Raw genomic sequence first — 16439 nt, 5'->3', positions numbered from 1 at the left:
GTGCCTTATTCTTAATATATAGAATCAGCAAGTGTACAAATGATTAATCAACTAACCCATCCGTTTTCGGATGGGTTTTTTGAGGCCAGACCATCTTTCATTTCTTCCAATCTCATATATAATCCCTACGATTTTATAAGGTTTTAATCTAATTTTATGCCTACTTAATTTTATCCCTATCACGTTTTTGTTATGATTTAATTGTGTTCGATTTTTCTTATGGAGGTATCACAATGCGAAAACGTAATGGATCTTTAATGTATGTCTTAATTGCAGTCATAGCCGGTGCTGTTATTCTGACCGGTATTATCATTGAGCTTTTTACAATTAATAGCACAATCGCTACGACAAAAAAGCAGACCGCCGCATATAGACAAAGGCTGTTGGAGGACCAGCAGTCAGAGCTTCGAAATCAGGTTCAGAACGTTGTCAGCCTGATTGAACAGGTTCATAAAGCTGCAGAGGCCGGTGCCATTACAGAGGACGATGCCATGCGAATCGCCGCTGAATATGTCCGCGAACTCCGCTACATGGACGGCGACGGATACTTCTGGATTGATACCACAGAAGGTGTCAATGTCGTGCTTCTGGGACGTGAGAATACCGAGGGAAAAAGTCGTATAGATTCCTGCGACCCCAACGGCGTATATATGATCAAGGATTTCATCGCAAATGCTAAGGCAGGCGGTGGTTTTTCCTATTTCAGTTTTCCTAAGCCCGATGAGACAGAGCCGCTCCCGAAGATGGGTTACACTATGCTCTACGAGCCCTATAACTGGGTTGTAGGGACCGGTGTATGGATTGATCACATCGATGCTCTCGAAGCAGAATATAAAGCTGAAGCAGAGGCTTCTCTGCGGAACTCCATCATCAAGTCAGTTATCGTGCTGATTGTCATGATCATTCTCGGCATAATTCTTGCATTTTATATCGGCAAAAAGATCAGTACTCCCATTGTTCTCGTTGCAAAAGAGATGGAGAGAATGGCAAACAGCGACTTTAGCGATAACAGTGACATACAAAAGGTTCGTCCGTTAAAAACACATAATAATGAGATTGGTCTTATTTCTGAAGCCCTCGATCTCATGCATACCAATATCCGTGAACTCATGGCAAAGATTTCAGATACTACAGCATACGTTGCATCTGCATCTGAGGAGCTTTCCGCAAGCGCTTCACAGTCAGCACAGGCCAGTGAAATGGTTGCAAACTCCTGCACAGTTGTAGCTAACTCCTGCAGCGGCCAGATTACTGCTGTATCCGGAGCAAGCACTGAGACTCAGCAATTTGTCAATAACATGCAGGAATTCCAGGATGCAATTGTTACCTCCAATGACATGATAAATGCTACAAACGAAGCTGCTACAAAGGGTGCTGCCGACATGAACCGCGCAACAGCCATGATGGATACGATAAAAGAATCCGTGGAAAATACTGCTACTATGGTTGAAGGTCTTGGCGATAAGCTAAAGAATATCGACGCCTTCGTTGATACAATTGCAGAAATCGCTAGCCAGACCAATCTCCTGTCACTCAATGCAAGTATTGAGGCGGCAAGAGCCGGCGAAATGGGTAAAGGCTTCTCTGTAGTTGCCAGTGAAATCAGCAAGCTCGCAGATCAGTCAAACGAAGCAGCCAGCAAGATCACTGCTCTTATCGGTGATATAATGACAAGCTCCGAAGAAGCTGTAGAATCCATGCGAGAAGGTGCCCAGAGTGTTATTGAAGGTTCTGAAGTCGTTAACGAGGCCGGTAATACCTTCAACGAGATTGTAAGCCGTGTTCACTCTGTATCCGAGCAGAGTGCCCGCATGAGTGAGATTGTTGACCAGCTTTCAGGCGGTACCGAGACTATTGCCAACAATATTCAGAAGATCGAGGAAATGAGCGCCAACGTTGCCGACGAGACTCAGAATGTATCCGCTGCATCACAGCAGCAGACAGCTTCCACCCACGAGGTTGCGGAAGCCTCCGACAAGCTCGCCGAGAACGCCCAGGAACTCCAGGACTTCGTTGCAAAATTCTCACTTTGATATACGGAGGAGTTTGTTTTGAAATTTATTAATTCTAAAAAAGTGTTTTTGGTGTCTGATGAGGATTGTATAAGAGAGAGTATTGGTTTTATTGAAGATACCCTAAAGAGTGTTGATTTAAATAAAAAGCATTTGATAAAGACTATTCTTATTGCAGAAGAAACGATTGCTCAGCTCATAGAGAGGATACCGCCAAATGGGCATTTTTCAGTATGTGTGAGAAAAATGCTCGGCGAGGCGGAAGTTGTTATAACTGCAAAAGGAAGCGAATATCATCCTGATACTTCAGTCGCAGATGGAATTGATAATCTCGAAAAGCTTGAAGATGAGGATGCTCAGGACATAATACGTTCCTTACTCCTAAAAGCCCATGGTGAGGATTATAAAGTAAGTTATAAAAACGGAACCAACAAGATCAGAATTCTCGCCGGCGGCGCAGAATCTTCAATGCTTATTAATACTATGATCTGTCTTGGGCTTGGACTTATTTTCGGAGTTCTGTTGCAAACAGTAATTCCGTCGCAGGTTGCAGATGGTATTTTACAATATGCTCTGGATCCTGTAAAAACAGTCTTCATGAACTGTCTTAAAATGATTATCGCACCGGTGGTCTTTTTCTCGATCGTATCCTGCATATCGCAGTTTAAGGATTTATCCCAGCTCGGAAGGATCGGCGGCAAAGTTATGAGCATGTATCTGTTTACAACAGTGCTTGCTATTTTGATGGCCATGGGCATTTCTATGCTGATAAAACCAGGAGAATTGGGATTTGCTCTTACCCTTACTGATGTATCACAAAATGTATCAGTGAATACAACTGTCGATACATCTCTTCTTCACACAATTGTAGGCATTTTCCCTTCGAATTTTCTGCAGCCGTTTGTAGATTCCAATACCCTGCAGATCATTTTCCTTGCTGCCCTGACCGGAATAGCTGTTGGGATGATCGGTGAATACTCATCGTTTCTGGGAAAATTCTTCGAGGCCTGCAATTCACTTTTCCTTACCATAACGACAATAATTTCAAAATGTATTCCTATCGCTGTATTCTGTTCTGCATCAATTATGGTTAAAAATCTTGGCGGAAAGTCACTTATTTCGGTTCTGGGATTTTTCTTTACTCAGCTGTTTGCGATATTCTGCATGCTCATAATCTATGGCATTCTGATTACCATTATGGGAAGGCTGAATCCGTTTACGTTTTATAAAAAGAACAAAGAAGGCATGCTTACGAGTTTTACTCTTTCATCAAGTAATGCAGCAATGCCCACCAATATGCGAATCTGCACCGATAAACTCGGGATTTCTCCGAAAGTATGCAGTTTTTCCATTCCGCTTGGTGCTACGGTGAATATGGATGGTGCTTGTATTTTTCTGGTAACCGCAGGATTGTTTCTTGCCAGAGCTTATGGAATCAGCATTCCTGCTTCATCGTACTTTTCACTTGCTATCACTATTATCCTACTGTCACTCGGTTGCCCGGGTGTGCCGGGATCCGGACTTGTGTGTCTCGGCATTGTCTTGGGGCAGATTGGCGTTCCTCTGGAAGCTATCGGAATTGTGATGGGAATTCACCCTATAATAGACATGATCGATACCATGTCGAATACTACAGGCGATGTTGCCGCCGCCCTCATAGTTGCCAAAACCGAGAACCTATTGGATTTGGATAAATTCAAAAACTAATACTATCCCATTAATAACGTTCCCCGGGTATATGTATTCATCACCCGGGGAACTGTTTTTCATGATTTATAGAGGTCTACATCGAGGAGGCCTTCGGTTTTGGCCACAATCAAGGCGGCAGCCACGTCTCCTGTTGTGTTGGACATCGTTTCGAACATGTCGATAATGGGATGAATACCGATTATAAGTCCTACCGACTCAATCGGAACACCGATCTGTACAAGAACTATGCCTACGCATACGATTGCAGCTCCGGGAACTCCGGGGCATCCAAGCGAAAGCAAAATAATGGTTATGATAAGAGACAGGTAAGCTGACGGAGGAATACTGATCCCGTAAGCTCTGGCAAGGAACAATCCCGCCGCTGTTAGGAATATACAGGTTCCGTCCATATTAACGGTTGCTCCTAGCGGTATTGAGAAGCTGCAGACCCTGGGAGATATTCCAAGCTTATCTGTACAGGTTCTCATGTTTGTCGGCATGGCCGCATTGCTTGATGCAAGCGTAAAACTTGTAAGCATACCTTCCCGATTCTTTTTATAGAAGTGTATGGGATTCAGTCTTCCGATAATAGCAATCAAGACACCATACACAAGCATCATGCAAAACATCGAAAACAGAACTGTTCCGGCAAACCCCAGCACCGATAAAATCGACGCACCTCCCATGTCCTTAACCATGAGCGCTACCGAGCAGAATACAGCGACAGGAATTATCTTTGTGACAAGCGTTGTTATTGTAAGGAAAAGTGAATTGCAGGCATCGAAAAAGTTCTTTAGGAATGCCGAATATTCACCGATCATTCCAACTGCTATTCCGCATATAAATGCCAGGAATATTATCTTAAGGGTATCTGAATCCACGAATGGTTGTACAAAGTTCGATGGGAATATTCCAATTATCGTATGAAGAATCGACGTATCAACATTCGTATCAACGGATACGTCTGCTGCCGCTTCCGAAAGGGATAGCGCAAATCCAAAGTTCCCGGGGTGAATAAGCATCGAAATACCCAACGACAGCAGCACAGCCAGAACCGTCGTCAGCATATACACTCCCATTACTTTGCCGCCAATTCTTCCAAGCTGGGACAGGTCTTTGAACTGCGATACACAGGATACGATTGAGAAAAAGACAACCGGTGCGATTATCATCTTAAGGCAGTTCATGAAGACTGTTTTTATGGGATCCAGTGCATATTTTGAAATACCTCCCGCAATCTGCGGCGGAATCACCATCTGCAAAAGAACTCCGAAAATAAGGCCAAGCACAAGGCCGATCATTGTGTTAATAAGCATTGAAGATTCAGCACCGCTTGCAAGAATTCTGATCTTGTTGACACCGTTTTTATAGCTTACCTTGAAGTCCTCGCCATGTGCCTTCAGCAAGATCGCTCTTATTGCATCCTGCGCATCCTCATCCTCAAGCCTCTCTAAATTATCAACCCCGTCTGCGGTTGTTGTATCCGGATTATATTCAGGTCCTCTGGCCCTTATTACCACTTCCGTCTCACCAAGAATTTTCCTTACACAGACAGTAAATGTACCGTTGGGAGGCATCTTTTTAATAAGCTGGGCAATCGTCTCCTCTGCAACCAGAATAGCCTTTATTACGAGCTTTTTATTTAAGCCTATACTTTTTAGTGATTCTTCAGCGAACTGGATACTTCTACTGATGCAATCCTCATCAGATACCATAAATCTTTTCTTCGCATTGATATATCTCATTCTGAGTGCCCCCTCTGCAAAAACTCTACGAATCTTACTAATAATATCGTACTATATTATGCACTCTTCTTTTCTTAAATTAGTATAAAATAGCCCTAACATGATTTCTTAAGTCCCATGCTAGTGCTACTTTATAAAAAATAGTTTTTGCCTTTTTACTGATCCTTTGACTTTTCATCAGTTTCGATGGCGTTTTCTGTTGACTTGCTGTCTAATAGTATTATACGTTTATAAACTTCTTTGTACTGTCGCTAAGTTTGTTCGTAACCTGATTGTTATTATCCATGGCCTCTCCGATTTCTTGAATTTCTCCCACAATCTCCGTAGAGTTGGAAGCTGAAAGGCTGATGGCCTGTGTGGACTCTTCAACGGAATCGGTGATTGTAAGAATTGAGTCTGCCATGCTGTGCATTGTGTTATCAAGAGAGTCTGCCTTCTCAGTAAAGCCTTCAAGAATTTCATTCATTATCTCTGCTGTACTCTCGTATTTCTCTCCTGTCTCAACAAAGGCTTCATAATCGGCAATAACAGTATTGTTGATAAAATCTACAACCTCGATGGCATTATTCGAAAGCTCCTGAACAGCCTTTGTCACATTCTCACTTATAGTCTGAATATTTCCGGCTGTCTGTCTGCTGTTATCGGCAAGTGCACTGATCTCCTGCGCAACTACCGCAAAGCCCTTGCCGGCTTCACCTGCTCTTGCAGCCTCAATGCTGGCGTTAAGTGCAAGAAGGTTTGTCTGGGAAGCTATATCGAGGATAACCTTGGTAAGTTCTCCGATCTGATTAACCTGCTCACTTTCCTTTACTGACTCATCAAGGGTCTTGCTGAGCGCCTCAACTCTGGCACCTGTATTCTCCTTCTTCTGCATAGCCTCATTCTTAATGGTATCAGCTTCCTTCTGGATCTCGCCTGCACGCTCTTTTCCTGAAGCAACCTCATCATTGATGCTCTCCACCGCATCTCTTACATCATTGAGCTGCTCCTTAATGTGAGAAGCTGTAGTTGACACATTGTCCATGCTGGCTGAAAGCTCCTCAAGCGCCGCTGATGTGTTGGTGATGTTGTCGTTAGCCAAAGCGATCTGTGAGGTCATCTTGTCTGCGGAATCTGTAAGAATGAGTGTTCCGCTCTTAACATCTTTCATTACGCCCTGCAGGGTTTCAATAAAATCATTTATGCCGTCTCTTATAAATACAAGCTCATTTCCGGTCTTAACATTTACTCTTGCTGTAAGGTCACCCTTTCCGGCGTTGATATCATTTATAATTTCCTGAACAGAGTCGGAAATCTTAACAATAACTTTGGTGATAAGAACAAATGAAACATAGAGGTTCAAAAGAAGGCACACGATAAACACAACCATTCCTGTTACATTCATGACAGTTATCTTACTTCTTGCCTGTGCCATATAATTTACAACATTACCCTGAAGTGCATCCACCGATGCATCAAGGGTTGTCATGCCTTCTTTGACACCTTCCATGTTAGTCATATAATCTCCGGTAAGTATCTCCGAGGCAACACGTCCATCGCCGGTTGTCATCATGATATTGAACACTTCATCAACGTTCGCAATAAGAGCCTTTGCCGAAGCATCAAGCTGTGTCGTTGCGTTTGGATCGCCATACATAGCAAACTCATCGCCGATTTCTTTTACAAGAGTGGTCACTTCGCTCTCGTAGGATTTAAGCTCGCTTCCGATTCTCTCTTTATCAGCATCAGCGTAATATGACCATAGCCCCAGTGCGCTCTGGATCGTTCCGTCAATCCTGGCCAGATCTTCCTTAACTGTTCCCTCTTTATGAACCAGCTCGGTTACTCCGGCAATTATACCCTGAGCACTGTCAGACATGGATGATATTCCATCGTTAACAATGTAGCTTACTATGTTAAATATCAGCAACATCAGAATATTAAAGAACAAAATCTGAACCGGAATAGATTTGAAAAAACTGACCTTATTCTTCTTGTTTTCAGTTGTCCTTGACATAGCGACACTCCTTTCAATATAATAAATATCCACCTATATACATTATACAGCCAAATAATGCGCTGTTTTACGTTTAATATTTTTTTAATAAAATTTAATAAAAAATGCATAAAAACACACAAAAAAGGCTGGATGAATAATTCCAGCCTTTTTATCATTCAGTTTAGTTGGTTACGCGGGTGTTTCTCCCTACCTGCTTAAGCGAATGCTTATAATAAGGGGTTGGCTAACGGTTTTTATGACGGATGCGCTGATCCAAAAAGAGCCACGTCAGGCCAATTACTCCCCTTATTATAAAAAAATAAGTGCAGATGTCAGAGTTAATTACTCTCTAACAACTACACTTTTATGGTACTAAAAAAGAACACAGGCATATCAGCTGTGTTCCATCATTTTTACTACTTCTTCAAAAGACATATTCCCACCGAAAATATCGAGTGCACTTCCGATGGTGACATCAAGTTTTCCGTCTGCACAGGTTTTCAAAAGGTTAAGGTCATCGAAGTTATGAACTCCACCCGCATAGGTTATGGGGAGTTTCCCCCAACCGCCAAGCATTATTGCAAGTTCCTCTTCTATACCGGACTGCTTTCCTTCCACATCGACTGCATGGACAAGAAATTCATCGCAGTAGTTCGAAAGCTCATCCATAGTTTCATTTGTCACGGCAACATCAGTCATCTTCTGCCATCTGTCTGTCACGATGTAGTAGTTTTGTTCGGAACTATCAGTATTCGTCCCCTTTCGACAGCTAAGATCGAGTACCAGGTGCTCTTTTCCGACTTCCCGAAGGAGCTTTTTAAGGTTCTCGTAATTGATTTTTCCATCCTTAAAAACATAGCTTGTCACGATGACATGCGAAGCTCCGGCATCAAGGAATCTCCAGGCATTTTCAGCGGTTATTCCTCCGCCCACCTGCAGATAGCCCGGTGTCTCGGAGAGCGCGGAAAGCGCCTGCCCCACGGATGCTTCGTAATATGGGCTGTCAGCTGCATTCAGGACTATTATGTGTCCTCCCCGCAGCCCTTTTTCCTTATAAAGGCGTGCAAAAAAAGCAGCATCCTGCTCTGATACGAAGTTCTCTTTAGCCAAGTCCCCCGTGTCGCGCAGGCTGCTGCCTACAATCTGTTTAACCTGTCCGTTATGTATATCAATGCAAGGTCTAAGTCTCATTTTGTCCTCATTTATGCGAAAGTTTTGCTTCGGATCAATCACCCAATAACATCGCTCATGTCATACATTCCTGCGCTCTTTCCGGCAAGGAACTTAGCTGCCTCAATGGCACCCTTTGCAAAAACGCTTCGTGAATAAGCTCTGTGAGAAAGAGTTATAACCTCATCAGTTCCCGCAAAGATCACATCATGGTCTCCGACGATGGTGCCACCTCGAACTGCAGAAATACCGATTTCCTTCTTAGGTCTCTTCTCACGTCTGGTGCTTCTGTCGTATACATACTCGCACTTTTCAGTAAGTGAATCGTTAACGGAATCTGCGAGTGCCAGTGCTGTTCCGCTGGGAGCATCAAGCTTCTGGTTGTGGTGTTTTTCAACTATCTCGATGTCAAAACCGGCTGCGTCAAGTACAGGTGAAATATCCTTCAGTACCTTCATAAGCATGTTGATACCTACTGACATGTTGGCCGATTTCAGGATTGCAATTTTGCCTGAAGTGCTCTGAACATTAGCAAGCTGCGCTTCTGAAAGCCCGGTCGTGCAAAGTACTACCGGGAGGTTCTTACCGGCGCATACCTCAAGAAGCTTATCAACAGCCGATGCATTGGAGAAATCGATTACCACATCAGCGTCCACATCGCATTTTTCTATAGAATCGAATACAGGAAAACTGTAAGAATTTTCCCCATAGGCATCAACACCTGCTACGATCTCGATATTTTCATCTACCCCTGCTAGGTCGACAATTACATGACCCATACGGCCATTGCAGCCGTGCATAATTGCTTTAATCATACTTTGTCCTTTCTCCCCTTATCCCAAAAATTTCTTAAGTTCTTTCTCAAGTACAACTCTGTTCTTCTCAGTCATTGTTGTAAGAGGAAGACGAAGCGGGCCTGCCTTGAAGCCGATCATCTCAAGTGCTGCCTTAACCGGAATAGGATTAACCTCTGAGAAAAGTGCATCAATAAGAGGAAGTGCCTCGAGCTGAATCTTAGCAGCTCCTGCGAAGTCTCCGTCCAGAGCCTTCTGACACATGTCATGAGTCTGTCTGGGTGCAACGTTTGACAGTACTGAAATAACACCAAGTCCGCCAAGTGACATGATCGGAACAACAAGTCCGTCCTCACCTGAATAGAGATCGATGCATCCGTCAGCGAGCTGCATCATCTTGGTAGTCTGAGCAAGATTACCTGCAGCATCCTTGATACCAACGATATTATCAACGTCCTTGCACATTCGAACCGCTGTCTCGGGTAGAATGTTGCAGCCTGTACGGCTGGGTACATTGTAAAGGATTATCGGAATATCAACAGCCTTAGCAACTGCAGTAAAGTGCTGAACGAGTCCGTCCTGAGTTGCTTTGTTGTAATAAGGAGTTACTGAAAGGATCGCGTCCGCGCCTGCCTTAGCAGCATCAACCGAAAGATCGATTGCAGTCTTAGTGCAGTTCGATCCTGCTCCTGCAATTACGGGAACTCTCTTATTTACATATTCGATGCAGAACCTTGATACCTCCATGTGCTCTTCTTCTGTCATGGTAGCGCTCTCACCTGTTGTTCCGCACACGATGATAGCATCGGTTCCGTTCTCAATCTGAAAATCAATCAGTCTCTTGAACTCATCATAATTAACCGATCCGTCTTCATAAAATGGAGTTGCAATAGCAACACCTGCACCTTTAAATACTGCCATAAAGTTGTCTCCTTTTATTATTTGTACATCGTCTTTTTCAAATGTATAACATTTGAAAAAGAGCTAACTCATCGCAAAGAGAGTTAGCTCCATAATAATCATCACCAAAATAAATTAGTGCGATAGCTCCCCATCTTGCGATGACAGTCATACAGCTCTTAACTGTATGCCCAGGCACAAACCCGGCAGGCGGGCTCATCCTTCGGCGTATTGTCCTTTCGGAATTCCTCACCTGCGCCTGTCGCATCAGAATTCTTACTGATAGAATACGCAACCTCTATCTGAATCTTGTATGTCATAATAACACTAGCGCAGTGCAGTGTCAACGTGATGAATTAAATTAAAACGAACTTATTTCATGCCCTCCCAGAATCTATCGTGCTCCGTAAACCTCACCGTATCCTCCTCCGTGATCTCGGCCTTCGGCTTTTTCTCCTTTGTTCCGGTCTGCTCCATCTGGAGCTCTCCTTCTGAGGGGCTCTTGTACACGTCCTCGTGTTCCCCGAATATCTTATCTATAATCACCATGCTTTCTACCTCCTGGTTTTAGAATTTTTAACACATCTTCATATAGATAATCATTCTCTCGTCTCTATTCGCTTATAAATATTATATCATTTGCCTTATGAAAATTGAACTCTCCAGGATTATTTTTCATCAAAAAGAGGGGTGGAAAAATATCTCTCAGCGGTATCCGGAAGTATGGTAACTACTGTCTTCCCCTTTCCGAGTTTCTTCGCAAGTTTAACTGCCGCAGCTACATTTGTTCCGCTTGAAATTCCGCACATTATCCCTTCTTCTCTGGCAAGTCTCTGAGCCATGCCAATGGCTTCCTCGTCCGTAATAATGGAGATATTGTTGTAAATAGACTGATCCAGGATATCGGGTATTATGCCGTCACCTATTCCCATCTGAAGGTGTGTTCCAATATTACCTCCCGCGAGAATTGCGGCATTTTCAGGCTCTGCCGCCCAGATTTCTATAAAAGGATACTGCGCCTTTAGTACTTCACCGATTCCCGTAATGGTTCCGCCGGTGCCTATTCCTGAGCAGAAGCCGTGTATCGGTTTTTCAACCTGCGCCATTATCTCAAGCGCCGTATGATTTTTATGAGCCATCGTGTTGTTCGGATTCTCAAACTGCTGAGGAACAAAGACGTTCGGATCCTCTTTCTGCATCCTGAGCGCTGTATTTAAGCACTCTTCTATGCATGCACCTATGTCTCCCTCATCATGGATAAGTATGACCTCAGCGCCATAATGTCTTATAATCTTTCTTCTCTCTTCACTTACCGAATCAGGCATTATTATTACTGTTTTATAGCCTCTTACCGCTCCGACAAGCGCAAGACCTATTCCCTGATTTCCGCTTGTAGGCTCAACTATTATAGTCTTTTCATTTATAATTCCCTGCTTCTCGGCAGCCAGTATCATGTTGAGGGCGGTTCTCGTCTTTATTGATCCGCCGATATTGATACCTTCGAATTTTACCAGAATCTCCGCCCCGTCCGGATCCGGTATCCTGTTAAGTCTTATCATCGGAGTATGCCCGACTGCAGCGAGCACGTTTTCATATACCATTGTAAAAACCTCTTGTCACTGTTATTTCTGGTTTAAAGACACCAAACAGTATTATATCACTAAAAGGGCATCTCTCGCGAGATGCCCTTGACTGTACATATACTTATTCCGACTTTAATTTATTCCTCTGTCCTTTATTCTTTGACAGTTCGAACATCACAGCCGGAATATGGCAGTATCCTGTGGGATTCTTCACCAGGTATTTTTGATGGTATTCTTCTGCTGTGTAGAAGTTCTCAAGTGGCAGCACTTCTATAGCACTCTTTTGCCCAAGCTGTTTTTCAAGCTCAGTCATCTTACTTTCTATGATGGGACGCTGACTATCTTCAGTATAATATATACCTGTCCTGTACTGAATTCCTTCGTCCCCGCCCTGTTTGTTTACAGAGACCGGATCAACAACCTTAAAGTAATAGTCTATAAGCTCTTCAAGGCTTATCTTGTCGGGATCAAACTCCACCTTCACTGTCTCAGCATGACCGGAATCATTACAGACTTCTTCATATGTAGGATTTTGGGTTGGTCCATTGGCATATCCAACTTCTGTATTTGCTACTCCATCAAATTGATCAAAGAATCTCTGGGCTCCCCAGAAGCATCCACCTGCAAAATATATTGTCTCCATTTTTTATCTCCTTATTGTTTTACTCTGCCCAGGTTACAGGGTTTCCTTTTCTTTCGAGCGGTTCTCTGTTAGGACTTCCGCTCTCAGGATACCCAAGAATTAGTCCGCCTGTTATAGTCTCGTCTTCTTTAAGTCCGTATTTATACATGAACTCTCTTATGGCATCGTTTTCATCAAGCCAGTGAAGCTGATTTATCCAACATGATCCCAGCTCAAGAGCATTTGCAGCTATCATCATGTTTTCAAGTGCACAGGCACTGTCAGCTATGGCATTCCCGTAACCCTTTTTGTTCGCCGTCACAATAAAAACCGGCGCTCCGTAGTGAAAAACATAGCCGCCCTTCTTTGATGCATTTATGGAATTCTTCAGGGATGAATAGGTATCTTCCTTTATTTCCATCTTGGAAAATTCCATGCATACCAGTTCTGCCATCTCTTTAAGCATGTTCTTATCAGTAAAAACGATGAAATGGGTTGTCTGGTTATTACCACCGCTCGGAGCATATCTTCCTGCTTCAATCACCTTTTCAATCAGTTCTCTCTCCGGCATGTTTTCGGAATATCTTCTTGTGCTTCGTCTTGTTAAAACAGCTTCTAATGCTTCCATATCGACCTGCCTCCTTTGCAATCATTTTTCCTGCGCAGCTTTATTTAATGCCTCAAACAGCTCCGGGTATTCCTGTTTCATTCTTATAGGTTTACCTTCTTCATTGAGAAATGCATGAGAAGATTTACCAAGGCATACAACCTCACCTTCAATATTTTTCATCTCATATGACAAATGAAGCTTTACTCCCTTGAATTCTTCAACAGTAACGCTTATCTCAACCTTGTCAGAAATGTCGTTGTCTTCTTGAAATCGCATGTTACGCTAATGACTGGTGATATAATCCATTTCATTGACCTCTGTGCGCTTCACTTTTTTATTTCAGATAATTATAGATGATTCTCTAATCGCGCACAATCTATTTGTAAGCGTGTTATGTTTTTATAGATGGCAACTTTGCTGATATATTCGCATGCGAATATACTTGTTAATATATCTTTTCAGCCTTATAATGAAACTAGATAGTCTTGTTTTCACGCTGTTATAAGGAGGTACCTATGCCAGCTATTATGCCAATATCAGATTTAAGAAATTACACCGATGTCCTCAAAGAAGTCGATGCCAACAGTCGCGTATATCTTACAAGAAATGGTCGCGGAGCTTACACCATCATGTCTGTAGAGGAAGCAGATGAGCTTGATCGCCTGAGAGCATTACACAATGTTCTTACTGACCTTAAGAAAGCTGAAACACGAGCTGAGAAAGAAGGCTGGATTGATGATGATGAAATGCTGAAAGTGATGGGGCTTAAAGATTGAAGACATTAAAATACTCTCCGGATTATAAAGAAAAAATCGCTAAAATGCGAAAATATCTGGACTCTCAATTTGGCGATGCTAAGAGAAAAGAAATTTTCTCAGCAATTAATAATAGAATCCAGTCCATAAGAAAACACGAAGACATTGGCATTTCTGTCCGCGATATGTTTGGTGTAGACACTGATTACCAGTATATCTATGCAGTCAAAAATTATGTGTTTTTCAGAATTGATGAAACACAAATTTATATTGTAAACATCTATGATGAGCGTGAAGATTTCATGTGGAAACTATTTGGCATTAAAACTACACCCCAAGAAACTGAAGATTACTGGAAAGAATAGGTATAAGAGGACTCATAACGAGTCCTCTTATTAATATCAATATTCAAATATTCAATCCGCATTTTATTCAAGTTTCATCCCCATTACAAACGCAAACGGATATGCAAAAAGGCGCTCCTTTTCATCTTCAAACCTAACCGAAAACTTAGCCGGAATTTCATCTTCGTCATAGGTTACATCCGTTATTATTCCGTGCCCGAATTTAGGCTGGACCACCTTTTGTCCTACAGTAAGATTTGTGGGATATTCCTGAGAATCAATCTTCCCTTTTTCTTTTACACTTCTTTTGATGGAAGCCTTTGCCTTCTTTACCCGCTCCCTGATATCCTTTTTCTCGCTTGCTGATATCTCGGAGATTTCTTTAACAAAAGTGGACTCCTCATCATTATAAGTAAAGATATTCAGTTTGTTCCTTGCCCTTGTCATGCCAACGTAGAAGATTCTTCGCTCCTCTTCATAATCACGAAGTTCCTTGGGCGATGCCTTTTTCCTATTATCAATAACCTCACTTGGGAAAACACCGTCGCAGGCATCCATCAGATATACCTCATCATACTCAAGCCCTTTACTGGAGTGTATGGTGGAGAGTATGAACTTTTCCCTGTATGAAGACTCCTTGTCACGTATAATATCCTGAAGTTCCTGAAGTCTCCTGATAAATCCGTCAATCGAGTGCTCATTTTCAGCGAGCATTTCAAGAATAAAAATCTTGTTATAGTCAAGATGATTCATCTCCATGTATTCGCCGTAGCCCATGTAGTTGTCAATTCTCATAAGCGCTTTATACGGATTTTCATGTCTCATGTTTGCAAGGTGCGTCCGAAGTGCGCGGCACTTTCCCTTAACCCTGCCGTTAATCATCTCCGTCTCTTCCACAGCATCCAGAATAGGGATGTTTAATCCGGCGGCAATCCTGCAAAGCTGCTCAGCCTGCTTTTTACCAAGATATGTCTGGAACTTGAAATATATCTTCATGAAAAGATCGCTATTATAAGGATCTATTGAAAAGCGCATGATATTTATGACATCTCCAACCACTCTATGTGTAAAAAATGCCATATCAGCGTTTTTAATCCTATATGGAATTCCTTGCCTTTCAAGGCGATCCACCAGCGGAAGTATGCTCTCATTATCCCTGTAAAGAACTGCAATCTGGCTATTTATATCAGTTGCTACTTTAAGCAGATAATTATATTGATTTTTCCTGCTATTAAGCCTTACATAGTTAATCTCGGATGCGCTCTCCTTCGCCGCCTGCATATGCTTGTCATGGCGCATGGTGTTGTGCCTTATGAATCTGTCTGCGGCAGAAACTATATTGGCATTGGACCTGTAGTTTCTGTCCATCACAAGAACCTTCGCGCCGGGATGCTCCTTCTCAAAATTAAGAAGAGCCTCCGGATATGCCGCTCTAAAACCATATATACTCTGATCTTCGTCGCCCACCATGAAAAGGTTGCCGTCAGATCCCGAAAGCAGACTGATTATCATATGCTGAATTTTGGACGTATCCTGCGCCTCATCGACGCATAGATATCTGTATTTATCCTTGTAAAATGAAAGCAGATCCGGCGTTGACTTAAGCATTCTATATGCATATATCATCTGATCATCATAGTCCATCAGACTTCTCTTTTTGAGCTCACTGTTATATGCCTCGTAGATGGTGTAGATACCGGTATCCATCTCATCTTCAAGCTTGTAGATATCCTCCTTCGAGAGCATCATGTTCTTGCAATAGGTTATGAGCGTGCGGACATTCTTGATGTCACTCTCCGTAGGATATTCTTCATAAATTCGCACATAATTCTCTGTTAGAATCTTCCCTATAAGCTTCTCATCCGTGACAAGCTCAAATGCATTTTTACCGATAAGTCTTCCGTAGTGCGCGATAATTTTTGCACAGATGCCGTTGATTGTACGAAATTCAAGCCTTGTGGAGATATCCTCCCCAAATAACTTTTCAAACCTCTGCGCCATGTCTTTTGTGGCAGCCACGGTATACGTGAGTGTCAGTATGTTCTCAGGCGCAATCCCCTTGCAGTAGAGCATGTATCCAAGCCTGTTTACAAGCACTGTGGTTTTCCCGCTCCCCGGCACTGCAAGAAGGAGCACAGGTCCATCTACAGTCCTTACCGCGTCAAGCTGCTGCTCGCTCAGCTTCTTTGTATATCTGTCTAAAAACTCATTTTCTGTCATCTCAAAAATCATCCCGG

General features: G+C 42.8%; 15 protein-coding genes and 1 riboswitch. Of the genes, 4 read left to right on the top strand and 11 right to left on the bottom strand.

From position 1 onward, the window contains the following. Positions 1-233 precede the first annotated feature (233 nt). The gene (locus G596_RS0109380; RefSeq protein ID WP_026671271.1) at positions 234-2033 is read left to right on the top strand and encodes a methyl-accepting chemotaxis protein; all 1800 of its coding nucleotides are present in this window, start codon (positions 234-236) and stop codon (positions 2031-2033) included. 18 nt (positions 2034-2051) lie between these two features. Then, entirely contained in the window at positions 2052-3719 is a 1668-nt protein-coding gene (locus tag G596_RS0109375) for a dicarboxylate/amino acid:cation symporter (RefSeq protein WP_022761584.1), read from the top strand. Between the two features lie 59 nt (positions 3720-3778). Here the strand turns inward: G596_RS0109375 and G596_RS0109370 are convergent, their stop codons facing one another. The 10 genes from G596_RS0109370 to G596_RS21615 all read right to left on the bottom strand — a co-directional run bounded on the left by G596_RS0109370 (position 3779) and on the right by G596_RS21615 (position 13379). Continuing rightward, on the bottom strand, positions 3779-5446 hold the full coding sequence (locus G596_RS0109370) for a dicarboxylate/amino acid:cation symporter (protein WP_022761583.1): 1668 nt from the start codon (positions 5444-5446) through the stop codon (positions 3779-3781). A 220-nt stretch (positions 5447-5666) separates the two neighbouring features. After that, positions 5667-7442, bottom strand: a complete 1776-nt coding sequence (locus G596_RS0109365; protein ID WP_022761582.1) for a methyl-accepting chemotaxis protein — start codon at positions 7440-7442, stop codon at positions 5667-5669. Positions 7443-7817: 375 nt separating this feature from the next. Next, positions 7818-8615: a phosphoribosylformimino-5-aminoimidazole carboxamide ribotide isomerase gene (gene hisA, locus G596_RS0109360; RefSeq protein WP_022761581.1), complete on the bottom strand. Its 798-nt coding sequence runs from the start codon at positions 8613-8615 to the stop codon at positions 7818-7820. Positions 8616-8653: 38 nt separating this feature from the next. After that, entirely contained in the window at positions 8654-9409 is a 756-nt protein-coding gene (gene dapB, locus G596_RS0109355; RefSeq protein WP_022761580.1) for a 4-hydroxy-tetrahydrodipicolinate reductase, read from the bottom strand. An 18-nt stretch (positions 9410-9427) separates the two neighbouring features. Further along, on the bottom strand, positions 9428-10309 hold the full coding sequence (gene dapA, locus G596_RS0109350) for a 4-hydroxy-tetrahydrodipicolinate synthase (protein WP_022761579.1): 882 nt from the start codon (positions 10307-10309) through the stop codon (positions 9428-9430). A gap of 115 nt (positions 10310-10424) precedes the next feature. Next, positions 10425-10597, bottom strand: a riboswitch (Lysine riboswitch). Positions 10598-10660: 63 nt separating this feature from the next. Beyond that, the gene (locus G596_RS24765) at positions 10661-10837 is read right to left on the bottom strand and encodes a hypothetical protein (protein WP_022761578.1); all 177 of its coding nucleotides are present in this window, start codon (positions 10835-10837) and stop codon (positions 10661-10663) included. Positions 10838-10956: 119 nt separating this feature from the next. Further along, positions 10957-11889 carry a cysteine synthase A gene (cysK, locus tag G596_RS0109335; RefSeq protein ID WP_022761577.1) on the bottom strand — a complete coding sequence of 311 codons (933 nt, stop codon included), beginning with the start codon at positions 11887-11889 and terminating at the stop codon, positions 10957-10959. Positions 11890-11992: 103 nt separating this feature from the next. Further along, positions 11993-12514 (bottom strand): peptide-methionine (S)-S-oxide reductase MsrA, encoded by a 522-nt coding sequence (msrA, locus tag G596_RS21620; protein WP_022761576.1) that lies wholly within the window; start codon positions 12512-12514, stop codon positions 11993-11995. A gap of 19 nt (positions 12515-12533) precedes the next feature. Further along, the gene (locus G596_RS0109325; RefSeq protein ID WP_022761575.1) at positions 12534-13121 is read right to left on the bottom strand and encodes a nitroreductase; all 588 of its coding nucleotides are present in this window, start codon (positions 13119-13121) and stop codon (positions 12534-12536) included. A 21-nt stretch (positions 13122-13142) separates the two neighbouring features. After that, the gene (locus G596_RS21615) at positions 13143-13379 is read right to left on the bottom strand and encodes an acyl-CoA thioesterase (protein ID WP_049944858.1); all 237 of its coding nucleotides are present in this window, start codon (positions 13377-13379) and stop codon (positions 13143-13145) included. A gap of 239 nt (positions 13380-13618) precedes the next feature. On the opposite strand from G596_RS21615, the gene G596_RS0109315 reads away from it, so the two are divergent. Next, on the top strand, positions 13619-13879 hold the full coding sequence (locus tag G596_RS0109315; protein ID WP_022761574.1) for a type II toxin-antitoxin system Phd/YefM family antitoxin: 261 nt from the start codon (positions 13619-13621) through the stop codon (positions 13877-13879). Continuing rightward, on the top strand, positions 13876-14223 hold the full coding sequence (locus G596_RS0109310) for a type II toxin-antitoxin system RelE/ParE family toxin (RefSeq protein ID WP_022761573.1): 348 nt from the start codon (positions 13876-13878) through the stop codon (positions 14221-14223). The genes G596_RS0109315 and G596_RS0109310 overlap by 4 nt, the downstream gene beginning before the upstream one ends. Positions 14224-14286: 63 nt before the next feature. On the opposite strand, the gene G596_RS0109305 is transcribed toward G596_RS0109310, so the two are convergent. Continuing rightward, entirely contained in the window at positions 14287-16422 is a 2136-nt protein-coding gene (locus tag G596_RS0109305; RefSeq protein WP_044928333.1) for an ATP-dependent helicase, read from the bottom strand. Between the last annotated feature and the right edge of the window lie 17 nt (positions 16423-16439).

This window comes from Butyrivibrio sp. AD3002 (assembly GCF_000420905.1).
Taxonomy (GTDB): Bacteria; Bacillota; Clostridia; order Lachnospirales; family Lachnospiraceae; genus Butyrivibrio.
Note: the sequence above shows the minus strand (reverse complement) of the source record. Positions and strands in the feature narration are given on the sequence as shown.